At 43.8% G+C, this 25,818-nt stretch carries 17 protein-coding genes; 2 read left to right on the top strand and 15 right to left on the bottom strand.

What is annotated here, in order from left to right; genetic code table 11:
* Positions 1-163: 163 nt before the first annotated feature.
* The 3 genes from rpoC to pbp1b all read right to left on the bottom strand — a co-directional run bounded on the left by rpoC (position 164) and on the right by pbp1b (position 10,355).
* Positions 164-3,817 carry a DNA-directed RNA polymerase subunit beta' gene (rpoC, locus tag M1G14_RS03320; RefSeq protein ID WP_049523759.1) on the bottom strand — a complete coding sequence of 1,218 codons (3,654 nt, stop codon included), beginning with the start codon at positions 3,815-3,817 and terminating at the stop codon, positions 164-166.
* 160 nt (positions 3,818-3,977) lie between these two features.
* Positions 3,978-7,547 carry a DNA-directed RNA polymerase subunit beta gene (gene rpoB, locus M1G14_RS03315; protein ID WP_023919659.1) on the bottom strand — a complete coding sequence of 1,190 codons (3,570 nt, stop codon included), beginning with the start codon at positions 7,545-7,547 and terminating at the stop codon, positions 3,978-3,980.
* Between the two features lie 351 nt (positions 7,548-7,898).
* Entirely contained in the window at positions 7,899-10,355 is a 2,457-nt protein-coding gene (gene pbp1b, locus M1G14_RS03310; protein ID WP_247926280.1) for a penicillin-binding protein PBP1B, read from the bottom strand.
* 182 nt (positions 10,356-10,537) lie between these two features.
* Here pbp1b and tyrS point away from each other — a divergent pair, with 182 nt between their 5' ends.
* On the top strand, positions 10,538-11,794 hold the full coding sequence (gene tyrS, locus M1G14_RS03305; protein WP_247926279.1) for a tyrosine--tRNA ligase: 1,257 nt from the start codon (positions 10,538-10,540) through the stop codon (positions 11,792-11,794).
* Positions 11,795-11,856: 62 nt separating this feature from the next.
* Here tyrS and M1G14_RS03300 read toward each other — a convergent pair whose 3' ends face one another.
* The 4 genes from M1G14_RS03300 to M1G14_RS03285 are packed head-to-tail and all read right to left on the bottom strand — an operon-like array spanning position 11,857 to position 14,462.
* A complete protein-coding gene (locus tag M1G14_RS03300; RefSeq protein WP_049492114.1) occupies positions 11,857-12,270 on the bottom strand; it encodes a DUF3021 domain-containing protein in 414 nt (137 codons plus the stop codon).
* A gap of 9 nt (positions 12,271-12,279) precedes the next feature.
* Positions 12,280-12,735, bottom strand: a complete 456-nt coding sequence (locus M1G14_RS03295) for a LytTR family DNA-binding domain-containing protein (protein WP_247926278.1) — start codon at positions 12,733-12,735, stop codon at positions 12,280-12,282.
* A gap of 18 nt (positions 12,736-12,753) precedes the next feature.
* Positions 12,754-13,596, bottom strand: coding sequence for an ABC transporter permease (locus M1G14_RS03290; RefSeq protein ID WP_247926277.1), 843 nt, complete (start codon positions 13,594-13,596; stop codon positions 12,754-12,756).
* Positions 13,596-14,462, bottom strand: a complete 867-nt coding sequence (locus M1G14_RS03285) for an ABC transporter ATP-binding protein (protein ID WP_129299632.1) — start codon at positions 14,460-14,462, stop codon at positions 13,596-13,598. Before M1G14_RS03285 ends, M1G14_RS03290 begins: the two co-directional genes overlap by 1 nt.
* Positions 14,463-14,697: 235 nt before the next feature.
* Here M1G14_RS03285 and M1G14_RS03280 point away from each other — a divergent pair, with 235 nt between their 5' ends.
* Entirely contained in the window at positions 14,698-15,552 is an 855-nt protein-coding gene (locus M1G14_RS03280) for a putative RNA methyltransferase (protein ID WP_045758986.1), read from the top strand.
* 34 nt (positions 15,553-15,586) lie between these two features.
* On the opposite strand, the gene M1G14_RS03275 is transcribed toward M1G14_RS03280, so the two are convergent.
* The 8 genes from M1G14_RS03275 to M1G14_RS03240 all read right to left on the bottom strand — a co-directional run bounded on the left by M1G14_RS03275 (position 15,587) and on the right by M1G14_RS03240 (position 25,740).
* Positions 15,587-16,891, bottom strand: a complete 1,305-nt coding sequence (locus M1G14_RS03275; RefSeq protein ID WP_129299630.1) for a response regulator transcription factor — start codon at positions 16,889-16,891, stop codon at positions 15,587-15,589.
* A 10-nt stretch (positions 16,892-16,901) separates the two neighbouring features.
* Positions 16,902-18,548, bottom strand: coding sequence for a sensor histidine kinase (locus M1G14_RS03270; protein ID WP_201087776.1), 1,647 nt, complete (start codon positions 18,546-18,548; stop codon positions 16,902-16,904).
* 2 nt (positions 18,549-18,550) lie between these two features.
* A complete protein-coding gene (locus M1G14_RS03265) occupies positions 18,551-19,162 on the bottom strand; it encodes a YesL family protein (RefSeq protein WP_129299678.1) in 612 nt (203 codons plus the stop codon).
* A 171-nt stretch (positions 19,163-19,333) separates the two neighbouring features.
* Complete coding sequence (locus M1G14_RS03260; RefSeq protein ID WP_049475191.1) at positions 19,334-20,815, bottom strand: ABC transporter substrate-binding protein; 1,482 nt, start codon at positions 20,813-20,815, stop codon at positions 19,334-19,336.
* 79 nt (positions 20,816-20,894) lie between these two features.
* Positions 20,895-21,827, bottom strand: a complete 933-nt coding sequence (locus M1G14_RS03255; protein ID WP_003004100.1) for a carbohydrate ABC transporter permease — start codon at positions 21,825-21,827, stop codon at positions 20,895-20,897.
* A 13-nt stretch (positions 21,828-21,840) separates the two neighbouring features.
* Positions 21,841-22,770 (bottom strand): ABC transporter permease, encoded by a 930-nt coding sequence (locus M1G14_RS03250; RefSeq protein WP_003009701.1) that lies wholly within the window; start codon positions 22,768-22,770, stop codon positions 21,841-21,843.
* Between the two features lie 226 nt (positions 22,771-22,996).
* Positions 22,997-24,877, bottom strand: coding sequence for a beta-N-acetylhexosaminidase (locus M1G14_RS03245; protein ID WP_247926276.1), 1,881 nt, complete (start codon positions 24,875-24,877; stop codon positions 22,997-22,999).
* Positions 24,871-25,740, bottom strand: coding sequence for an ROK family protein (locus tag M1G14_RS03240; protein WP_049503820.1), 870 nt, complete (start codon positions 25,738-25,740; stop codon positions 24,871-24,873). The genes M1G14_RS03245 and M1G14_RS03240 overlap by 7 nt, the downstream gene beginning before the upstream one ends.
* Between the last annotated feature and the right edge of the window lie 78 nt (positions 25,741-25,818).

The raw sequence follows: 25,818 nt of genomic DNA, 5'->3' as shown, positions 1-25,818 counted from the left end.
TTATATAGAAAATCCTTTGAGAATAAAAGTTTTCTGCTCAGAGCATGATTTTTCAGGTAGTTTTCAGGTGATTTTCACAATTATTTTCCAAAAATAGACTGCCTAATTGCTATTGGTTCCTTTTTTCAAAAAAAGCCGGAACATGTAGTTCCGACTAATTTTCTTATTCTTCTACGACTTCAGCTGTTTGAACTTCATCGACTGTTCCATCTGTTACTGGCACTTCTTCGATGATTTCAACTTCGTTAATCGCTTGTGGTTCCAAGTTACGGTAACGAGCCATCCCTGTACCTGCAGGAATAATCTTACCAATGATAACATTTTCCTTCAGTCCAAGGAGATGGTCTTTCTTACCACGGATCGCTGCGTCAGTAAGAACACGAGTGGTTTCTTGGAAGGAAGCAGCTGACAAGAAACTGTTGGTTTCAAGAGAGGCTTTGGTGATTCCCATAAGTACTGGACGAGCAGTCGCAGGAACTCCACCAGAGATAAGGACATCCTTATTAGCATCTGTAAAGTCTGTAATGTCCATAAGCGTACCCATGAGAAGGTCTGTATCTCCTGGATCCATGACACGTACTTTACGGATCATTTGACGAACCATTACCTCGATGTGTTTGTCGCCGATTTCTACCCCTTGGCTACGGTATACTTTTTGTACTTCCGCAAGAAGGTAAGTTTCAACCGACAAGACATCACGAACGGCAAGGAGACGTTTTGGTTGGATAGACCCTTCTGTCAGAGCCGCACCACGAGAGACTTGATCTCCTACTTCGACTTTCATGCGGGCAGTGTAAGGGACAACGTATTCACCTTCACCAGTTGCTCCGCTAACAAAGACTTTCTTGGTCCGTGTAGAAGCATCTTCTTCGATGGCTGTGACTTCCCCTTTGACCTCAGTGATGACCGCTTCCCCTTTTGGATTGCGGGCTTCAAAGATTTCTTGGACACGAGGAAGACCTTGAGTGATATCGGTATTTGAGGCAACCCCACCCGTGTGGAAGGTACGCATGGTCAACTGTGTACCAGGTTCCCCGATAGATTGGGCAGCGATGGTTCCGACTGCTTCACCCACTTCAACCGCATCACCAGTCGCCAAGTTGATACCATAACAGTGACGGCAGACACCATGGCGGGTGTTACATGTAAAGACAGAGCGGATAGTGACTTCTTCCACACCAGCATTAACAATTTCACGTGCTAGGTCTTCTGAGATCAAGGTATCTGGCCCAACGATGACTTCACCTGTTTCAGGGTGTTTAACAGATTTCTTAGTATAACGACCTGTCAAGCGTTCTTCGAGTGGCTCGATCATTTCCTTGCCATCAGTAATGGCACGGATTACAAGTCCACGGTCTGTTCCACAGTCATCTTCACGAATAATAACGTCTTGGGCAACGTCAACCAAACGACGAGTCAAGTAACCTGAGTCGGCTGTCTTAAGGGCCGTATCGGTCATCCCTTTACGGGCACCGTGAGTTGAGAAGAACATTTCCAGTACTGACAAACCTTCGCGGAAGTTTGACAGGATTGGCAATTCCATGATCCGTCCGTTTGGAGCGGCCATCAAACCACGCATACCGGCAAGTTGCGAGAAGTTTGAAATGTTACCACGGGCTCCAGAGTCCATCATCATAACGATTGGGTTCTTCGGATCTTGGTTATCCACTAAGCGTTTTTCCAATTTTTCACGGGCTGCACGCCATTCAGCTGTAACGGCATTGTAGCGTTCATCATCTGTGATCAAACCACGACGGAATTGTTTAGTGATTTGTTCCACACGTTTGTGAGATTCTTCAATGATTTCTGCTTTATCTTCAACGACCGGAATATCGGCAATCCCCACTGTCAAACCAGCAAGGGTTGAGTGATGGTAACCCAAGTCTTTCAAGCGGTCCAAGAAAGCAGATGTTTCAGTTGTACGGAAGCGTTTGAAGATTTCTGCGATGATATTTCCAAGATTTTTCTTCTTGAATGGAACGTTTAATTCCAATTTCTCAATCGCTGCTTTGACATCTTGACCAGGCTCCAAGAAGTACTTAGCTGGAACGCCTTCTGTCAAGTTGGCATTATTTGGCTCTTGAAGGTATGGAAGCTCTGCAGGCATGATATCGTTAAAGAGGATCTTACCAACAGTTGTCAAGAGAATCTTGTGTTGTTGCGCTTCTGTCCATGGTTTGTTCAAGCTATCTGTCGCAATTCCGACACGTGTATGCAAGTGAACATAGCCATTGCGAAGAGCCATGACCGCTTCATCACGGTCTTTGAAGACCATGCCTTCTCCTTCACGACCAGCTTCTTCCATAGTGAGGTAGTAGTTCCCCAATACCATATCCTGAGATGGGGTAACAACTGGTTTACCGTCTTTTGGATTCAAGATGTGCTCAGCAGCCAACATCAAGATACGAGCTTCTGCTTGAGCTTCTTCTGAAAGCGGTACGTGGATGGCCATTTGGTCACCGTCAAAGTCGGCATTGTAGGCTTCACAGACAAGTGGGTGCAAGCGAAGGGCTTTCCCGTCAATCAAGACAGGTTCAAAAGCTTGGATCCCCAAACGGTGAAGGGTCGGTGCGCGGTTCAAGAGAACTGGGTGTTCTTTGATCACTTCTTCTAGGATATCCCAGATGCGTTCATCTCCGCGTTCGACCAAGCGTTTTGCAGCTTTAACGTTTTGCACGATATCACGCGCAACGATTTCACGCATGACGAATGGTTTGAAGAGCTCGATCGCCATTTCACGTGGCACACCACATTGGTACATCTTAAGAGTTGGACCAACGGCGATAACGGAACGTCCTGAGAAGTCAACCCGTTTACCGAGCAAGTTTTGACGGAAGCGTCCTTGTTTCCCTTTGAGCATGTGACTCAATGATTTCAGTGGACGGCTACCTGGTCCTGTGATCGGACGACCACGACGACCGTTATCGATCAAAGCATCAACGGCTTCTTGGAGCATCCGTTTTTCGTTTTGCACGATGATACCAGGGGCATTCAACTCAAGCAAACGTGCCAAACGGTTGTTCCGGTTGATTACACGGCGGTAAAGGTCGTTCAAGTCAGAGGCAGCAAAACGGCCACCATCCAATTGGACCATCGGACGAAGATCTGGTGGAATAACTGGAAGGATGTTGAGAACCATCCATTCTGGCTTGTTACCAGATTTGTAGAAGGCATCCAAGACATCCAAACGACGAACAGCCTTCACACGTTTTTGACCAGTTGCAGTCTTCAATTCTTCTTTCAAGAGAGCAATTTCAGCTTCCAAATCCACTTGTTTCAAGAGGTCTTGGATCGCTTCTGCACCCATCTTAGCTACAAAGGAACCTGGTCCGTATTCACGCAAGCGTTCACGGTATTCACGTTCTGTCATGATGGATTTGTGCTCAAGTGGTGTATCTTTTGGATCGATCACCACGTAAGCTGCGAAGTAAATGACTTCTTCAAGGGCACGAGGGCTCATATCCAAGGTCAATCCCATACGAGAAGGGATGCCTTTGAAGTACCAGATGTGTGATACAGGCGCTTTCAACTCGATGTGCCCCATGCGTTCACGACGAACTTTCGCACGTGTTACTTCAACACCACAGCGGTCACAAACGATCCCTTTGTAGCGGATCCGTTTGTATTTCCCACACGCACATTCCCAGTCTTTTGTAGGTCCAAAGATGACTTCATCAAAGAGACCTTCACGTTCTGGTTTCAATGTACGGTAGTTGATTGTTTCAGGTTTCTTGACCTCTCCATAAGACCATGAACGGACCTTGCTTGGAGAAGCTAGGGTGATTTGCATACTTTTAAAACGATTTACATCAACCACTATTTCTTACCTTTCCTTGTTTTCATACTTGTTTCATTTGGATACAGCCTTAGGTGGGGGAAGAAAGGAAACTTTCTTGCCACCGCCTTGTGTCTGTATCTTGTTATCGAATCATCCTGTCAGAAGTATTGGTTTCTCACAGGACAATCATTTTTACTGATTATTTTTCTGATTCTTCAGCATCAAAGGCTGCTTTTGCTTCCTTGGCTGCTTTTTCACGTGCTTTTTCAAGGTCATCCACATGAATCACATCATCGTCTTCCCCTTCATCAAGGTCACGAAGTTCCACTTCTTGATCATCTTCGTCCAAGACACGCATGTCAAGACCAAGAGATTGCAATTCTTTGACAAGAACGCGGAAGGATTCTGGTACACCTGGTTTTGGAATTGGTTTACCTTTGGTAATCGCTTCATAAGCTTTCAAACGTCCGTTGACATCATCTGACTTGTAGGTCAAGATTTCTTGAAGGACATTTGATGCACCATAAGCCTCAAGGGCCCACACTTCCATTTCCCCGAAACGTTGTCCACCAAACTGAGCTTTCCCTCCGAGTGGTTGTTGGGTAACCATTGAGTATGGTCCGACTGAACGGGCATGGAGTTTATCATCAACCATGTGGTGAAGCTTGATCATGTACATGACACCGACAGAAACACGGTTGTCAAACGGCTCACCTGTACGTCCATCGTAAAGGATGGTCTTGGCATCGCTATCCATACCAGCTTCTTTCACAGTATCCCAGAGATCTTCTGAGCTTGCTCCGTCAAAGACTGGTGTTGCGATATGGATACCCAAGTTACGAGCCGCCATACCAAGGTGAAGTTCCATAACCTGACCGATATTCATACGTGATGGCACCCCAAGAGGGTTCAACATGATATCAACCGGTGTACCGTCTGGAAGGTAAGGCATATCTTCAACTGGAACAATACGAGACACAACCCCTTTGTTTCCGTGACGACCGGCCATCTTATCTCCGACGCGGATCTTGCGTTTTTGTGCGATGTAAACACGAACCAACATGTTCACACCAGATTGCAATTCATCTCCGTTTGCACGTGTAAAGATCTTAACATCACGAACGACTCCATCTCCACCGTGAGGTACACGAAGAGAAGTATCCCGCACTTCACGAGATTTATCTCCAAAGATCGCGTGAAGGAGACGTTCTTCAGCAGAAAGGTCTTTTTCACCCTTCGGTGTTACCTTACCGACAAGGATATCGCCTTCTTTTACTTCTGCACCAATACGGATAATACCTGTTTCATCCAAGTCACGAAGAGCATCTTCACCGACGTTTGGAATTTCACGGGTAATTTCTTCAGGGCCTAACTTGGTATCGCGTGTTTCTGATTCGAATTCTTCCAAGTGAACAGATGTGTAGACATCTTCTTTCACCAAGCGTTCGCTCATGATAACGGCATCCTCGAAGTTATACCCTTCCCAAGTCATGTAAGCGACAATTGGGTTTTGACCAAGGGCCATTTCCCCTTTTTCCATCGATGGACCATCAGCGATAAAGTCGCCTTTTTCAACGACATCGCCAACTTTTACAAGGGTACGTTGGTTGTAGGCAGTACCTGAGTTTGAACGACGGAATTTTTGAATATGGTAGACATCAAGCGAACCGTCTTCCCGACGAACTTCTACCTTGTCTGCATCTGCATAAGTAACTTTACCATCGTGTTGAGCAATGACTGCAGCTCCTGAGTCATGGGCTGCTTGGTATTCCATACCAGTACCCACATAAGGGGCTTTTGGATCGATCAATGGCACAGCCTGACGTTGCATGTTGGCACCCATGAGGGCACGGTTGGAGTCATCGTTTTCCAAGAAAGGAATACATGCTGTCGCAACGGCAACTACTTGTTTTGGAGATACGTCCATGTAGTCGACTTGATCAGATGGGAATTCTTGGTTGTTACCACGGTGACGTCCCATAACGATTGGCTCAGCAAAGCCACCCTTTTCGTTCAACTTAGAGTTAGCCTGAGCGACGATGTACTCATCTTCTTCATCGGCTGTCAACCAAACGATTTCGTTGGTGACTACACCTTTTTCCCGGTCCACTTTACGGTATGGCGTTTGGATGAAGCCATATTTGTTCAAGTGTCCATAAGATGACAAGTTGTTGATCAAACCGATGTTTGGTCCTTCAGGTGTTTCGATCGGACACATACGACCATAGTGGGTATAGTGCACGTCACGCACTTCATATCCGGCACGGTCACGTGTCAAACCACCAGGCCCTAAGGCAGACAAACGACGTTTGTGAGACAACTCAGAAAGTGGGTTGTGTTGGTCCATGAACTGTGACAACTGTGAAGATCCAAAGAATTCTTTAATTGCTGCAGTTACTGGGCGGATGTTGATGATTTGTTGTGGTGTCAAGACGTCGTTATCTTGTACAGACATCCGTTCGCGAACGTTTCGTTCCATCCGTGAAAGTCCAAGACGCACTTGGTTGGCAAGCAATTCACCAACGGCACGAATCCGACGATTTCCAAGGTGGTCGATATCATCTACACGGCCAATACCTTCTGCAAGGTTCAAGAAATAGCTCATTTCTGCCAAGATATCAGCTGGAGTCACAATCCGTACTTTGTCAGATGGGTTAGCATTTCCGATGATGGTGACAACGCGGTCTGGATCTGTTGGAGCGACAACTTTGAATTTTTGCAATTCAACTGGTTCTGTCAAAACAGCAGCATCATTTGGAATGTAGGTGATTTTGTTCAAACCGTTATCCAATTGTTCTGAGATGCTGTCGATCACATCGCGCGTCATGACAGTACCAGCTTCTACAAGGATTTCCCCTGTTTCAGCATCTACCAATGGTTCTGCGATTGTTTGGTTCAACAAGCGGTTCTTGATATTGAGTTTCTTGTTGATCTTGTAGCGACCAACTGGTGCCAAGTCATAACGACGTGGATCAAAGAAACGAGCTACCAACAAGCTACGTGAGCTTTCCGCTGTTTTTGGTTCACCTGGACGAAGACGCTCGTAGATTTCTTTGAGGGCTTCATCTGTCCGTGAATCCATTGGATTTTTGTGGATATCTTTTTCAATGGTATTGCGAACCAATTCGCTGTCCCCAAAGATATCGATGATTTCATCATCTCCAGAGAATCCAAGAGCACGCACAAGGGTTGTAAATGGAATTTTACGTGTGCGGTCGATACGTGTGTAAGCAATGTCTTTTGAGTCAGTTTCAAGCTCTAACCAAGCCCCACGGTTAGGGATAACCGTTGATCCATAACCAACCTTACCATTCTTGTCCACCTTATCATTGAAGTAGACACCTGGTGAGCGGACCAACTGAGATACGATAATCCGTTCTCCACCATTGATGATGAAGGTTCCCATCTCCGTCATGATTGGGAAATCACCAAAGAAAACTTCTTGGGTCTTGATTTCACCGGTTTCTTTGTTGACCAAACGGAAGGTCACAAAGATTGGTGCTGAGTAGCTCGCATCGTGGATGCGCGCTTCTTCAAGTGAATACTTAGGTTCGCGGATTTCATAACCCACAAATTCCAATTCCATTGTATCCGTGAAGTTTGAGATGGGAAGCACATCTTCAAATACTTCCTTCAAGCCATGATCCAAGAAATCTTTGAATGAGTCTGTCTGGATTTCAATCAAGTTTGGTAAATCAAGAACCTCTTTGATTCTTGAAAAACTACGACGGGTCCGATGTTTCCCGTATTGAACGTCATGTCCTGCCAAAGTTTTTAACTCCTTTTTCCATACTAGGATAGCTTGGTAAAATGACTTTCACCACCTATCCGGTTTTAACTACAATTGTGTGATTTGCATCACGTGAAGAGCTGTCTCTTCACCTCATTCGTCGCTTTTTGTAATTTTTAGAAAAATTAAATTTGTGTAACAAACTAGGATTTTTCTGAAAATTAGGCACAAAAAGAGCAGCTAAATCGACTTATTCAAGTAAGATTTAACTGCTGTAAGCTCTTATTTGGACAATATTTCAAATAAAGCACACGACAAATTAGTTATCACTATTATACCGTTTTTTGCTCCAAAAATCAAGGCTTTCTCTAGGTTTTCTACTGGATCAGACTAGCGTCGATTGCCACGATTTGAGCTGTTTCGATTTGAACTATTGCTTGATGAACTATTGGTTGTCGAATTGTTCTTATTATTCGACTGATTTCCACTGCTATTGCCGAGAATTGCTGCCCAAGCACTTTGATAATCGCTATCCGATCCCCCGATGGCAAAGTGGTATTGAGTGGTTGGCGCTCCGTTTTTGGCCCAAAGGCTCGTCACCGTTTGACCGCTCACATCGATATCTCGGCCATTGACATTGACGCGACCCGGTCTTTCACCCGTCGATTTGAGCACTTCAGAGCGGATCACACTCTTATCGAGAGTGAATTTATCCTGAATTCCAAAGAGACTTGGATCTGCTTGGTAGATTGCATTCGCCAACTGCGCCATGTATTGGGCATTGTTGTTGTATCCGGTCAAGGTTTGCATGGAAGCATTGTTGTCATGGCCAATCCAACCTCCTAAAGAAACATTTGGGGTGGACAGCATGAGCCACATATCCCCATTTGAGTTAGTGGTACCGGTTTTTCCAATCCAGTCAGCACCTGCCAGCGTTGGGTTGACTTGGCTAATCCGTGACTTAAAGGTCGTTGTTGCACCAGACGTAATAACCCCGCGCAAGAGATCCTGCATAATCGTTGCCGTTGCTGGAGAGTAAACACGAACAGGATCTGCCTCGTGCTTGTAAACTACATCTCCATCTCGATCAATGATTTGCTCTACCATGTAGCGTTTGAGGTAGTTCCCATTGTTAGCAATGGTTTGGAAACCATTGGTATGTTGGGCAACAGTGACCTCAATTCCTCCCCCCATCGGCAGACTCTCAATACCATATTCAGGGATATCATAGCCCATTTTCTTCATGTAGGATGGAACATCCACACCCTTTTCACGAAGGGTCCGGTAAGTCCAGTAAGCTGGAATATTCCATGAGGTATTGAGGGCCTCACGAAGATCCATCATGGCTGTCCCTCGGCTATCCACGTGCATGATCGGCTCCCCACTTGAGAAATTAGTCGGGTAGTTAGAAAGGATGCTATTGCTTCCCATCAAGCCTTGGTCGATGGCAATCCCATATGCCAACAGCGGTTTGATAGCAGACCCTGGGGAACGCTCTGTATCAAAAGCATGGTTGTTTTGGTTGCCGTCAAAATTCCGTCCACCGATAAATCCTAAAACGGCACCCGTTCGGTTGTCCATAAGGACATTCCCAACTTCTACAAGACCCGTCCCATCATCCAAGACACTTCCAAAATTCGATACCGCGGCCTGCATCGCATTGTGAACCGGTTTGTTAATCGTGGTTTGAATGGTGTAGCCACCTTCGCGCAACTCGCTCTCCGCTAATTCTTGGTAAGCCTTGACGGTTTCATTATTTTTCAAGTCTTGCTTGGTGACATTGTCTCGCTTGATCAAGTAATCATACATGGCCTCTTTTGCTTCTGCCATAGCTTGGAAGTAGAGGTAGTCATGCGGTGTTTTCTCGATACCATCTGGAGCCATGAAGTCTTTGGTCAAGTCGTACTGAGCATAGGTTTCATAGTCTTTTTTCGATAAGGCTCCCGTCCGGTACATATTGAACAAGACATCTTTGGCACGCGCCAAACCTAACTCGAGATTCTCCTTGCTCTTTAGGCTACCGTCTGCAGCATAAGGGGAGTAGACAATCGGACTTTGTGGCAAGCCAGCGATAAAGGCCGCTTGTGGAACAGACAAGTCTTTCGCAGAGACGCCAAAGATCCCTTGAGCTGCAGCTTCCACACCCGCAATATTTTGTCCCCGATTGTTTCGTCCAAAAGGCGAAACATTTAAGTAGGTGGTTAGGATTTCATTTTTATCCATTCCCCGCTCTAAAGCCAAGGCATCGACAATCTCTGTCGCCTTACGAGTAAAGGTTGGAGCATCTCCCACGACTTGCTGTTTGATCAACTGCTGGGTCAGGGTTGATCCCCCACTAGAGGAGCCCACACCGGCTACAGATCCAAGTGTTGCCCGAAGAACGGCTTTAGGCACAACCCCCTTGTGGCTTTCAAAATTCTCATCCTCAGTAGCGATCACAGCCTTCTTGACATTGTCTGAAATGGCGTCTCCTGCGACTGGCGTGCGGATCAAATCACTGTCCACTTCTGCAATCAAACTCTTATCGGAATAAGTCAGTTTTGAAACACTGCTGACATTGCGGACCTGCTGGACCAGTTCTTCTGTCTTTGGAACCTTGACATTGCTAAAGAGGCTCGCCGCATAACCAATCCCGATCCCTGCGCCAAATAAAAAGAGGCACACGAACAGGGCGATCATGACATCCCACAAGAGTTTGAGAGTTCGCAAAAAGGTCGCAAAAATATCGCCGACAGACCAGCTACTTTCCTCATTTTTTTCCTTATTCGGAGTTTCTGTATACATATTTGCAAAGAATTTTTGAACCTTCGTCCAAAATTCTTGCAGCTTCTCTTTTAATTGATTCACTGATTCTTTCTCCTTGTTCCTTATATTATAGCAGATTAGACCCTTTGTTTTCAATCACAAGAGCGTAGAAATCGTCACTCATTCTGCTTGGGTAAGGACAAGAAAATGATGGAAAGCATTGCCATTTCCGTGGTTTATGGTAGAATAGAGAAATGAATAAACTTATAAAGGAGAAAAGACACATGCACATTTTTGATGAGCTAAAAGAGCGTGGTTTGGTATTTCAAACGACGGATGAAGAAGCCTTGCGCAAAGCACTGGAAGAAGGTCAGGTTTCTTATTATACTGGTTATGATCCAACTGCTGACAGCCTTCACCTTGGCCACTTGGTTGCCATCTTGACAAGCCGTCGTCTTCAACTAGCAGGCCACAAACCTTATGCGCTCGTTGGCGGTGCGACTGGTCTCATTGGTGATCCGTCCTTCAAAGATGCTGAACGTAGTCTCCAAACAAAAGAAACAGTAGATGGCTGGGTCAAGTCTATCCAAGGACAACTTTCTCGCTTTCTTGACTTTGAAAATGGTGAAAATAAAGCTGTCATGGTCAACAACTACGATTGGTTCGGAAGCATTAGCTTTATTGACTTCCTTCGTGATGTCGGAAAATACTTCACTGTCAACTACATGATGAGCAAGGAGTCTGTGAAGAAACGGATTGAAACAGGGATTTCTTACACTGAGTTTGCCTACCAAATCATGCAAGGGTATGACTTCTACGTCCTCAACCAAGAACACAATGTAACCCTTCAAATCGGTGGATCTGACCAATGGGGAAACATGACAGCCGGTACTGAGTTGATGCGCCGTAAAGCAGATAAAACTGGTCATGTTATGACTGTGCCTTTGATCACAGATGCAACTGGTAAGAAATTCGGTAAATCAGAAGGCAATGCAGTCTGGCTCAATGCAGACAAAACATCTCCATACGAAATGTACCAATTCTGGATGAATGTGATGGATGCGGATGCTGTGCGCTTCTTGAAGATCTTCACATTCTTGTCACTTGATGAGATTGAAGAGATCCGTAAACAGTTTGAAGCTGCTCCTCATGAACGCTTGGCTCAAAAGATCTTGGCGCGTGAAGTGGTTACCCTTGTCCACGGCGAAGAAGCCTACAAGGAAGCCCTCAACATCACAGAACAACTCTTTGCAGGAAACATCAAAAACCTTTCTGTTAAAGAACTCAAACAAGGCCTTCGTGGTGTGCCAAACTACCAGGTCCAAGCAGAAGACAACCTCAACATTGTAGAACTCTTGGTCACAGCTGGTGTGGTCAATTCTAAACGCCAAGCCCGCGAAGATGTTCAAAATGGAGCTATCTACGTCAACGGCGAACGCATCCAAGACCTTGACTATGTCTTGAGCGATAGCGATAAATTAGAAAATGAATTGACCGTTATCCGTCGCGGTAAGAAAAAATACTTTGTTTTGACTTATTAAGAAAGTAAAACCACGAAGTTTGGTATGAACTTCGTGGTTTTCTTATACACTTTTTTCTGGGACTATTTCCCTTTTCTGCGATGCAACAAAGCTTGGTTGATTCGTTGAGTTTTTTTATGGAGCTGCCAAATCTGATAAAGCCAGATCAGGCCGTAAATAGCTAGAAAGATCAACCAAGGAATCGGGCTCCGTAAGGCTGCCCCCCAGCCAAAAAACAAGTAGGTTAATGCTAAGATGGCAGCTGTCACAACTAAATGCAAGGCCACACGCAAACTATAGGTCAAAAACTCTTCTTCCTCAAGAATGAATGTCAAGACCCCCATTGTCCCACTCATCAAAAAGATCGCCAGGATATTGCGGACATTTACAGCGGGATAGACGATGTTGGGATAGACATGGGATAATAACACCAAACACAAATAAAAGAAGGATCCTGTCCTCATACCAGATACAAAATAAGCTATAACTCGTTTCATCACTTTCTCCTATACCCCTAAATAATCCATCAAGGATTTGACATATTTCCGACTGACACTTGATTTTACTCCGCGTGTCAGTTTAGCCATCATATTGCCTGAAAAACTATCCGATAGCGATTCCAAATGGTCGATATTCATCACCGCGTGGCGGGATATCTGTAAAAAATTACGACGATTAATCCGATGTTGAAAATTTGTCAAAGTATCTCTGACGGTAAACGTTTTGTCTATCGTATAAATGGTTAGCTGATTCTTATCAATCTCAGCTAGAATAATGTCATCAATTTTCACCATGATCAAATGATCATCTGTTTTGATAGGGATCACTACTTGATTCACTGTCGAAAATTGTTCGAGATACTCCATCACCTCTCGTGCTTGATCAGATAATTGCTTGGCTTGAATGACCACACAGGGGTCGTTTTCTGGGATATCCTGTTTTTCCTCAAAACGAATCTTCATTCCTACTCCAATTCTCACTTACTTTCTTTTACTCGATCTTTTTGCTAAGGAAATCCAAATCCCCAAAGCTAGAAGAATACCACCTAACACTATAAGGTATGTTTGTTCCTTTGTCAATAAGGCTTGCCATTTGAGCTGAACGCCCATTTTTTCTTGAAATTCTCGAAGAAGATCATCTCGCCCCTTAAAGGTTTCGCTCACTGCTTCTTTCATGAGTACTTGTCGATAAAGTGCAGCAATATAAGTTGCTGGAGTACATTCCATTAGTAGTTGTGCAAAATCAGGTAAAACACCTAAAGGTACATAAGTCCCTACCAAAAAACCAGAAGCTGTACCCACTATGGTCGAAAACTTCCCAAGACTGTCTACGGAATGGAAAAAATAAACAAAAATGGCATTCACTAAACTAGAAAGCAGGCTACTAAGCAACATGATGAGGAGTACCTCAGGTAATAGAGAAAGGGTTGGAACTTCTCTAAAATAGCCACACATCAGCACATACATAAGGATCTGCATGGAAAAAGAAATGATGATTGCGCTCGTTAGATACGAAAATGGTAACCGCCACTTTCCTTGGTCCGATAAATAAAGATCCTGATCTACTTGATGTTCACGGTCCTTTACTAACTGAGTCAGGGCAGCCAGACTTGTCGTAATCCCTGTCACAGCCAGCGTCCCACTCATTAACCAATTATTTAACACAGGACCACTATTGGGGAGCTGAGCCCAAGCATCTGTTAGATTTTTTTGAAGAAAAATAATATAGAGAACAAAGGAAATCAAGGCTCCCAACAGGGAGAAGAAAACTCCTGAACGATTCCTAAAATACAATAAAAAATTTCGCTTTAGTAAGGCTAGCATTAGCGGACCTCTCTTCCTGTAAGTGCAATAAAGGCATCATCCATGGTCCCTGGACGAAACTCAAAATGGGCTAGATTATCTCTAACTTGCGCCAGATAATCAATGGCTTCCCTTTCACTCTTGGGTTGAAAAATATACTCCAATTGACTTTGTTGCTCTACTGACATTCCCGAAGATTTGAGACTTTCTATCTGCTGCATCTCCTTGAAACGAATCTTTAAGATATTAGTAGCATACTGACTCTTAATATCTAGTGCCGATCCTTGAGCAATCACTTCCCCATGGTCTACAATATAAATTTGATCAGCTTCATCTGCTTCGTCAAGATAATGCGTGGTCAAAACAACAGTCATTCCCTCTTCTCTCTGCAATTGATAGAGCAAATCCCAAATAGACTTCCGGGTTTGGATATCCAGACCTGTCGTTGGCTCATCTAAGAACAAAAGGTCTGGACTGTGTAGTAGAGCACGCGCAATGTCAACTCGACGCTTTTGGCCACCTGAAAGCGTTCCGTATTTCTGCTTTTGGAAAGCTGATAGGCCTAGCCGACCAATGAGATCAGACACACGATCGGGTTTTAAGCCTTTATACTGTTTCGCACGAATGGTCAGATTTTCCCTAACCGTTAGCATCTCATCTAAGACACTAGTCTGGAAGACCACACCAATTTTAGTACCTGGTTCATAGATGATTTCACCTTGCGTTGGTTGTTTCAAACCAATCAATATGGAAATCGTTGTTGATTTCCCCGCCCCATTTGGTCCTAGAATCGCATTAAAGGTTCCCTTTTCAAACTGTAAATGAATATTGTTTACGGCTAAATGATTTCCATATCGTTTACTGATGTTTTTAGCTTGTAATATCATGTTCTCTCTCCTTTTGATAGAACCAGTCTAACAAAAAAGCCATTTAAAAAACGGCTTTTGGGGATAAGTGGTCAAAATGAAGAGATGAGTGGCGAGATAGAAGAGATTAAAATAAGGAAATTAAATAAAGAGACTCAAGTTCCATTCAATACCGCGTAGATTCGTTAAAAAAGTGTGACTTAGTCCCATTAAAACATCGGTTGCTATCTAGAGGCTCTTTTGTTACACTACTAATATGAATACACCGATCAAACCAAAATTACAACGATTTCAAACAGCCACTGCTTTTGCCTGTCCCATCTGTCAACTGGACCTAGAACTTGTGGAGACCAGTTTTAAATGTCCCAAGGGCCATTCTTTTGATTTAGCGAAATTTGGCTATGTCAACCTGGCTCCCCAGATCAAACAATCAAAGGACTATGACAAAGAAAATTTCCAGAATCGCCAGCTAATCCTAGAAGCAGGTTTTTATGAGCCGATTCTAACAGCGATCGGACAAAAAATTCCGACCAGTGATGCCAGAATTCTAGATATCGGTTGCGGAGAAGGTTATTACTCCCGAAAACTACAAGAAGCCTATCCCGAAGCTACTTTCTATGCCTTTGATCTTTCCAAGGAATCTGTGCAACTAGCTGCCAAGAGTGACACTAGCTGGAAGGTCAATTGGTTTGTCGGAGACTTGGCTCATTTACCCATTCAATCCAAGAGTATGGAGGTCATTTTGGACATCTTCTCCCCGGCTAATTATGCTGAATTTGAGCGTGTCTTAAAGGATGAAGGGGTGATCATTAAGGTTGTCCCAACCTCTTCTCATCTGAAAGAAATTCGTCAGTTGGCCCAAGATCAATTGACCAAGCAATCCTACTCCAACCAGGAGATTTTGGAGCACTTTGAAGACCACTGCCAGATCCTCTCATCCGAAACGGTCAGCCTCACCAAGAGTTTAACTCCTGAAGAACGCCAGGCGCTCCTCGCCATGACCCCCCTTCTATTTCACGTTGACCAAGAAAAAATCGACTGGAATCAACTCACAGAAATCACCGTTGAAGCGGAGCTGCTAGTTGGGAAAATCAAGATACAAAGGACTTAAAGTAAAAAGGCTGAGACGATTTGTCTCAGCCTTTTTACTCATCTTCTGCATGCTCTGTCATGACTTGTAAGCGATAGGTTTTAGGCGATTTTCCACAGAGTTTACGGAAAACCTTATAGAAATAGCCCACATTGCTGTAACCGACTTTATAGCAGATATCTTCAATGCTGTCATTGGTAGATAAGAGGAGCTGCTGGGCAGCCTTAATCCGCTGTTTGTTGAGGAGTTCTGCGAACGTTGCATTGGTTTCTCGTTTAATCAATTGGCCTAAATAGACTGGATTGATAAAGAGAGCCTGACTAATGTCCTTGAGTGACAGCTCTTTTTGGTAATCACGGCTAATCACTTGGAGGACACTCGCTACATTTTCATTCATCCGATAGTGGGATAAGAAACGGGACAACTCTTCCTGGATAAAGCCAATCATCTCGCTAAAAGTGGCAGTTTCTTGGACTTTCTTGACTACATCAGCTAAATTATCACCTTGCAGGTATTCAAACAAATGAAAGACATCCATCAAAAATTGGATAGAGAGCTGCTTGGTCAGTGAGACCTTAGGGGTCTTCTCAAGGATCATTTTTTCTAACCAGTCCAGTTCTTCTAAGATCTGTTGGATATTTCCTTGCATGATCACCCGGTAGGCAGGCTCGTAGTAATGGAAGACTTCTTCATCTTGATTGAGAGGGGTCGCCCCATAAAAGAGGCTCCGCTCCACTAGATCCTTAAATTGATGAAAGTGCTCCTTATACGGAGGCTCAAAGGCCTTCTCAATCATGGCTTCTTCTTCCTGATCCGAGATAAAGAGTTGAAGATTTTGCCCAAGAACTTGATAAGACGAGCTGATAAAGCCTTTTTTCTCCTTAGCGACTCCAATCCACAATGAGTTCCGACCTGCGATATAGCGACAAAACTCTTCCTCAGAGATATCATCGTGAATCAAACGGTCGGCCAACTCTTGGCTTGGTTGCTGGATTTTATGCTGAATTTTTTCTAGGATATTGCCCATCTCCACCTTATTGACAGGTTTGAGCAGGTAGTCTGCCACGCGCAAATTGAGAGCTGTCTTGACGTATTCAAAATCCTGATAGCCTGACATAATGATATAGGCAGCATCTGGGATCAAATCCTTCATTTCAGCAATCATCTGAAGTCCAGTTTTCCCTGGCATATTGACATCCGTGATCACCACATCTACCGGATGCTCTCGCACATAATCAAGGGCCTGGTCTGCATCTTCTGCAGTTGCGACCACCTCCATATTCCAGTGGTCAAAGGGGATTAATTTTTTTAACCCTTCTGTAATCATATACTCATCGTCTACTAATAAGACTTTGTACATTCTGTCTCCTTTATTCATCTTGAATGGTTATCGTATAGGTCACTCCATGGTTAGGTTGGGAGAAGACTTGGATATGGTAGCGATCTCCAAAATAGAGCAACATGCGTTCATGGACATTGACAATTCCGATGGACTGCCGACCACTCTTTTCTTCGATTTCTGAGCGTGGATTGCGATTGGCTAGCATCTCTTGAATGCTTTCTAGCTGTTCTTCTTTCATCCCGCGCCCATTATCAGTGATCAAGATGATGACCTGCCCTTCTCCTTGCAATACCTTGACACTGATCACATTGTCCTTGCGTTTATGGTCCACCCCATGCGCAAAATAGTTCTCGACCAAAGGCTGGATGGTGAATTTTGGAATTTTCATTTTTTCCAAACCTGGATCGATCTTAAAGCCATAGGCAATCGATTTGGGATAACGTACCATGCAGAGGTAGCTGTATTTGCGACAAAACTCGAGCTCATTTTCAACCGTCGTCACTCGCTCATCTGAGATATTATTGCGCAAAAGACTACTAAACTCATAGATAATATCGCCCAATTCATCCTGCTCTTGCATGACGGCATACATCCGGATAAATTCCAGTGTATTGTACATGAAATGGGGATTGATCTGAGCTTGTAGGGCCCGCATATTGGCATCTTTTTGGCTGAGCTGCAACTGGTAGATATCCCGAATGTTCTTGTCCATATTGTCTAACATGGTATTGATCATATCACCAATGACCAAAAGTTCTTGGTCCTTCGTCGAAGTATCAATCCGACGTTCACTATCGCCTTGACTGATCTGATTCATGGTATCGACTAAATCGAGGACTTGACGCCGGTAATTTTTGAAAATCTGCCGTAATAACAAGTACAGGATCAAGAAAATCAGGAAAGCAATGGAGAGAAAAGTGGTCAGGTTAGCTAGACCCTTCTTGACCAAATAACTTTCAGAAACGACTACATCCACCTTGTAGCCATAGATCGTGCTACGGGTTTGCCATTTAACATCTTTTGCTTGCTCCTTATCCCCTTCATGGTACATTTCTTTCCCAAAGGGCGTGAAGATCCGCACAGCAACCGGTAGATCTCCTCTAGCATTGTCAATCGCTGCCGTCAAAATTTCCTGGTCCAGAGTCATATAAGCAATCCCAACTCCAGCACCCGTAGTCGGATCTGTCAAAGGAACCGGAATGGCTGTCGCAGGAGCCTTGTAATGGTCCGCTGAGACTTGCTTGCCTCCCTGTGATTGCCGGGTAGAGACAAATACCGTCTTGTAATCAGACAAGGTGACATCGATACCCTCGATGTTTTTATTGCTCAAATAGAGACTGTCAATATTCTTATGTAGGGACAATTGGATATAAGAAGGGAATTGGGCATTCAATCGCCAAGTCTCATACTCCGATGGTGACAAGGTAAAATAGCGATAAACTCCTTCTAATTTTGCAGGGTTCTCAACGAGGCTACGCCCTTCTTGTGTGACCCGTTGATAAGAGGTCTCAAGATCCGTCACCACTTCGGTCAAGACCCGTTGGGAGATCCGGTCGGCTTCAGCTTGCTGGTTTTTCCAAGAGATCCCCGCGACGACCAGGCCCATAATGGTCAAAATGACCACCATGACATAGGCGTAGAATTTTAAAAGCGTACTTAACCAGATTTTTTTCATCGTTAGGATACCAATTTTTCGTGGATGTTTTGATAAACAGGGTCAAAGATATCATTGACAAAGAAATGCCATACACCGATCAAGACGAAAAAGAGAAGGGCTGGCATATAGTAGCTAATGACGCCAAGTAGCGCAGTTCCAAGGATGAACTTCAGAACCGGACGAATGTCCAACAACATTCCGATCAAACTGAGCTTGATACTATTAGCATAAGAAAGATCGAAATGAACTTGCAATTTCAAATAAACGGCGTAAGCTAGAGGCGCAACCAAGAGAAAAACCAGATTAAACAAAAGAACCAAAATTTGGAAGAAATTCAAGTGAGGAATCTGGATCATGAGGTACATGCCATAGAGAAGAACCCCTTCAATGGCAAAGAAGGTATAAAAGACTTGATTAGCCGGGCGTAGATTTTCTTTGAAGAGTTCCCAAGCGCGTGACCAATGGTAGTCTTTGTAGTTCATGCCATTTTCCGCATAGAGGCTCATGATAGTGGCACTGGCTGGTCCTACTCCTAGAAGAATGCCCCCACAGATCGTCAAGACCCAAAAAATCCCTGTTACCAGCATGGCAACATAGACTCTCGTAAAAATGAACTCGATGATTTTTCCCATCATTCAGCCTCTTTCCCAATTAGTTATTCTATTATATCATAAAAATAAAACGCTTTCCTCATATTTGCATTAGTGAATTGAAATATTGATTTTCATTTCCAGGATTCATTTTCATAAAAACTTAAAAAGGCCTTGGAGACAGCCCCAAAGCCTTTTCACACGACCTGTTTCTTATTTTTTAGAAGCAAGGAATTCGTCGTATTGTTTTTGCATTTCGTCAAGCACTTTTTGGTAAGCACCTTCTGATTTCAATTTTTCAAGCATCTTAGGAACTTCTACTTCAGGATCCACAGTACCAGTATTGATCGCACCTGCGAATTGGTTCAAAGTATTTGTAAGAGCAGTGATTTCTGATTTCACTTTATCTGTGTTAAAGATGAAACCAAGTGCTGGAGATTCTTTTGCAGTTTCCAAGTCTTTCTTAGATTGTGCAATTTGTTCATCTGTTACGTTTTCGTTGATGTAAAGGATCCAGTTGTTACCAGTGTTCCATCCAGACATGTGAGTGTTTCCGTTGTAGCCATCCAAGACTTTGACACGGTTTTCTTTACCTTCAACTTTTTCCCAGTTCTTGCCTTCTGGTCCGTAAACAAGACCGTTCAAGAGTTCTGGGTTTGTATTCAAGAGGTTCAATACTTCCATTGCTTTTTCTTTGTTCTTAGAGTTGTTTGAGATAACAAAGTTAGCTACTTGAGTAGTGTTGTTCTTCTTGTAAAGTTCAGTAAATGGTTTGATGTCGATCTTACGGTTTGCTACACGAGAAAGCAAGCTATTGCCGTAGTCAGCTGGTCCTACTGTTTCTTCACGAACCAACCAAGTATCTTGAGAAAGGTCATAACCAGTATCGCTTGTTGCTACGTCTTTTGGAATGTATCCTGCTTCGTAGTATTTGTGAAGAGTCTTCAAGTTTTCTACATAACGAGGGATTGTGTAACGGTCCACGATCTTCGTAGTGTCACCTTTCAAGTCAACCACGAATGGAAGTCCATCAACAGCTACATAGTCGAAGTCATCTGAAGGTCCACCGTAGCTCTTGTTCATGGCAAATGGAACAACGTTTGGATCTTTTTCTTTAATGGCTTTCAAGACTGGTTCAAGAGAAGCATAGTCTTTGACGTTTGAGATGTCGATACCATATTTTTCAACAAGTGGTCCGTTGAAGGCAAAGTTTTGAGAAGATGCAACGTTGGCTGCTACTGGAACAGCATAGATCTTGCCATTTACAGTGTTCCCTTTGATGTATGCTGGGTCAAGTGCTTTGTAAAGTTCTTTCCCTTCTTTCTTGTACAATTCTGTCAAGTCAGCATAGGCACCTTTTTGAGCATTGATAACGTAGTTGTTGGCAAAGGCAATATCATAGTTTTCACCAGATGAGATGATGACGTTCATTTTTTGTGCGTAGTCACCCCAACCAAGATATTGGATATCCAATTTTGCGCCAACTTTCTTTTCAATGATCTTGTTGGCATTTTTAAGAAGAACATCCAAGTTATCTGGTTTGTCACCGATTTGGTACATCTTGATGATTGGTTTACCGTCTTCAGTTGTTGCTGATTTCTTGTTGTTACCTGTAAGGCTTCCACAAGCAGCAAGAGTAGCTCCAAGAGCGATGACACTAGCAGATGCTAACGCGTATTTTTTCCAATTTTTCATAAGAAAAATCTCCTTTATGTTATTTTCTTTTTAGACTAAGTTATGAGTTGAAAATCCTGCTGATTTTCAATGAACGATGTTATTCTTTCACACCACCGATGGTCAAGCCTTTTACAAAGTAGCGTTGGAAGAATGGATAGAGAATGGCGATTGGCACTGTTGCCACAACCACCATGGCCATACGTCCTGTTTCCCGTGGGATGGATTGTACAGCTCCTGCCAATTGGCCGGATACCCCGACGTTTTTAGCGATGTAATCCATATTGTTTTGGATTTGCATCAAGAGGTATTGCAATGGGTAAAGGTTGTCACTCTTAATATAGAGGAGGGCGTTGAACCAGTCGTTCCAGAATCCTAAAGCAGTGAACAAACTGATGGTCGCAATCCCTGGTAGAGACAATGGCAAGCAGATTTGGAAGAAGATCCGTGTTTCACTTGCCCCATCGATCCGAGCGGATTCAAGGATGGCTTCTGGAATGGTCCGTTTAAAGAAGGTCCGCATCAAGATGATGTTAAATGGACTGAGCAACATTGGGATAATCAAAGCCCCGATGGTATCACCTAACTGCAAGAGTTGAGTGGTGACAATGTAGCTTGGAACCAACCCTGCACTAAAGAGCATACTAAGGAGTGAAAATACGGTAAAGAACTTGCGGTATTTAAAGGTACTCCGTGAGATCGCATAAGCATAGGTTGTGGTGATAAAGACATTACATGCTGTCCCCACAATGGTCACAAACAAGGTAATGAAGAGGGCTTGCAAGATTTTGTCTTTGAACTGTACCAAGAAAAGGTAACCATCAAATCCAAATTTTGCCGGCCAGAATTGGAATCCATGGACTGCCAAACTTTGTTCGTCTGTCAAAGAGATCATGACAACGAAGATGAAGGGAAGTACACAGGTCAATCCGACTAAGGTCAACAACAAGGTAAAGAAGAAGTTGCTCTTCTTACTGAAAGAATGGATCCCGACATTATCAATTTTTTCTTTTTGAATGGTTGATTTTTTCATACGATCCTCCTTTCTAGAAGAGAGCGGCATTCTTATCAATGCGACGGGCAATGATATTTGAGATTAAAACAAGAACCAAACCGACTACCGATTGGTAAAGACCGGCTGCTGCTGTCATCCCGATATCCCCTGACTTGGTCAAACCGTTGTAGACATAAACATCAATAACGTTGGTCACACTATAGAGCGCTCCAGCATTATGCGGGATTTGGTAGAAGAGACCGAAGTCTGCGCGGAAGATATTTCCGACTGCAAGAATGGTCAAGACCGTAATCAAGGAAGACAACTGAGGAATGGTGATGTTGCGAATGCGTTGCCACTTAGACGCACCATCCACGGTCGCTGCTTCATAGTAAGTTGGGTCAATTCCCATGATGGTTGCATAGTACATGACACTGCTATAACCAAAGCCTTTCCAAATTCCTAAGAAGAGGAGAAGCGCTGGCCAGATCCACAATTCTGAATAGAAATTGATGGCTTTCATACCAAATGAAGTTAAGATGTGGTTGACCAATCCTTTGTCCACGTTAAGGAAGGCATCGGTGAAGAAGCTGATGATAACCCATGATAGGAAGTATGGAAAGAGCATGGAGGTTTGAAGCACCTTGACCACTCTTTTTGATCTCAACTCACTAAAGATGATGGCGATCCCAACGGAAACAATCAATCCTAAGAAGATGAATCCTAAGTTGTACAATACCGTGTTTCTTGTAATAATGTAGGCATCTTTGGAACTAAAGAGGAACTTGAAGTTGTCAAAGCCAACCCACTTACTCTTCATGACACTGTCAATGAAGCCCTCTCCTGTGATATGATAGTCCTTAAATGCTACGATATTCCCAAAAACCGGAATATAGAAGAATAAGATTAACCACGCTGCACCAGGTAAGACCATTAAAAGAAAAATAAAATTTTCTCTCAGAGTCCTTACAAACTTTTTCATTTAACTCCCCCCTTTGAGCCTTGAGCGTGTTTATTTGCTTTGGTAGCGTTTACATTACCTATTATAAGATAGCCCATTTACATTTTCAAACTCCAAATTATAGAAAAAATTCTACAAATTTATGACATAGCTTTAAAAAAGAGTAGAAAAGGGTGATCGTAAAGACAGCTCCTCTTCTACTCCTATCGACCGCGGATGAGATACCTGTCATCCAACTTGGCTTTTTTTACGTTGTATAAATGGTTGAGGCAGTCGCAATAGTATGCCACTGGTTAGCCGTTGTGGCTGCGAAGTCCTGATCCCTGTAGAAATCGTTGAATGGCAAGATCTCTACTTCTAGTTCATCGATACGAGAGATTTCACCTGCTAGGTAGTTTTCAATACGGCTTTCAGCTCGCTTGATCCGCTGCAAGAGTCCACCCATACGAATATCTACGGTATCCAAACCAAAGACCTTGTTTTCTTTCAACCATTGGTGGCTAAAGAGAGCATGGAAGGTTTCAATCTGGCTTCTAAGTTTTGGCAATTCTTCTCTAGCAATTTGTTGCAAGCTCTCTTTATCACCTGCTTGATAGGCCTCACGGATGCGTCGTCCTACATCGACCTTACTACTTAAAATAGCATTCAACTGAGCCTGAGTTTCGAAAAGATAGGCATAGACACCCGCTTTTTCTTTAATGTCAGAAAGTGTCTCAGCTGCCTGGGCAAAGTGAGGCTTATCCTGTCCAGGTGTCATGTGCTTGTCAAGAATTGGGCAGAGAACATCCTGATAAAAAACATAGCGGTTGGGGTTAATCCCACTGAGATTAGCTGGTAGGTCTGGCAAGAGATTGGCCAGATCCAGCTGCATAAAGTCCTCAACGGATAGACCTGTATTGGTCTTGAAGTGAGCTGACAGACGCTCTAAATCATTGCGGTAGCTGAGTTCTGCCCAGATTTGTAGACTTGGCAGAATAGAGAACTGAGCTGTTTCACCACCATTATCTCCCCAACCGGTCACAATGACTTCCTTGATCTGATTAGCACGGCAGGCTTTGTTAGCTTCGACAGCGATGAGACGACTGAAATGGTTGTGTGGTGTGAAACCAATCCACTTCCAAGCACCACCTGCAAAGGCAATATCCTGGCTAATCTTGTGGTGATTACCGAAGTTACGGTTGTATTTTTCTTCGCTATCCTGATAATAATCCCAGTAAACCAAGGTCACACGGTCTTTGAGACGGTCAAGATAAACACGAGTTTCTTCTGGAATTTCGACATCACGGTCGTACTGGCCATCTGCTGACATGAGCTTGAAGAACATATCGCTCCACATCTGGCAGTGGAAACCATACTTGTCTGCAATATCCAGCACGCGCTCCAAATGTTGACACATGAGGAGGCTACGGTCCACAACACCGTTTAAGATGAGGTAGCGTCCCAAACCAACCAAGTGGGCTTCATCCATGCCAATATTGACCTTGCGTGTCTGCAGTTTAGACAGAGTGGCAAACATGCCGTCGATTAGGTCGTAAACTTTTTCTTCACCGATGAGGAGAATGTCCTCTACATCACGAAGTTGCTGGACTTCTTTGACACCCCATTTGACAAAGGCTGATAAGTGAGCCAAGGTCTGGATACATGGTACAAAGGTCATATCAAACTGCTGGGCGTAAGCTTCGATTTCCTGTAATTCTTCAGCAGCATAAGCGCCACGGAAATAGCCAAAGTAAGGTTGCCCTTCAATCTGATAGGTATCTTCCATATAAAGCTCAAAGGTTGAATAACCCATGAGAGCTAAGACTTCAATCATCTGCTTGGCAGATGCAACATTTAGAACTGCATTTCGCGAACAGTCAGCCATGTAGGCTAAATCTTCATAAGCCGCTTGTTCTTCAATCTCTACCTTAGTCCCTTCTTCTAAAGCTGTTGCGAGAACAGATAAGGCGCGATAGAGTTGGTGAGGTTTGCGATAAGTCAATTGATATTCTCCACCCTCACCTTTGATAGAGATAGAAGCTTGGTCAGACTGAGCGACTGCCACTTCTACATCTGGTAGAGAAATGTGATTTTTTAATACTTCGATAGATTGGGCTTGTTTGGGACTAAGTCCTGTAAAAGTTACCATTGGTTTTCCTCCTGTAACCAGTTCACAAGGGCACCGTAGAGATTGGCATCTGCCTGATAGGTGCAAGCTTGAATCACTGGAGCAATTGTATATTCTTCATAAGTTTCGACAAAAGCATCTACTGCTTTTTGCACCCCTTTGATAAAATCAGGGTTCTGACTGATAGAGCCACCCAGACTAATCACATCTGGATCAATCAAGTACTGGATATTGAGCAATCCTTGAGCAAGATTACGATTCATGCGCTCAATAGCTTCTTGGCAAAGGGCATTGCCTGCTGCCGCCTCTTGGTACACCTTGCGGCCATTCCAGTCAGACTGACCAGATTTTTCAATCACATAGCGAACCATGTTTCCTGTAGAAGCGAGTTGCGACCAGTTGTTGAGTTTTTCTGCAGGCTCGATGGTTGTCATATAGCCAAACTCACCGCCCAAACCATGACGTCCACGGTGAAGCTTACCATTGATAATCATGGCTCCACCGATTCCTGTACCAATCACGACACAGGCTGCATTTTCAATCTCAGGATGAGCTAGGAGTTCACTCAGTCCAACACAGTTGGCATCATTTTCTAGATGGACAGGTAGCTTATGATGAGAAAGTGCCTCATACCATGAAAAACCATGGATATAAGGAATGGCACTGATCCCCTCAATCACCCCTGTTTCTTGGTTAACAGCCCCTGGCACGCTCATAGCAATTCCACGGTAGTCCTGTTCTGATAACCGTTGATCCAACCAAGCTAGCAACTCTTCCAGAGTCTCTGGCGTTGGGGTGCTGGCCTTATCTAAAATCTTTCCATCCGGAGTGAGACTAGCAAACTTAATCCCAGTCCCTCCGATATCAATCGTTGCAATGGTCATTGCTTTTACCTGTAAAAAGGAGCGAGTCAGCAGTCGGTCCTTACTTTTTTCGCTCCTCCTTTCCTTTTATTGTTTCTT

The organism is Streptococcus parasanguinis (assembly GCF_023109675.1).
GTDB classification, from domain to species: domain Bacteria; phylum Bacillota; class Bacilli; order Lactobacillales; family Streptococcaceae; genus Streptococcus; species Streptococcus parasanguinis_I.
The sequence above is the reverse complement of the archived record's forward strand: the minus strand, read 5'-3'. Positions and strand labels throughout refer to the sequence as shown.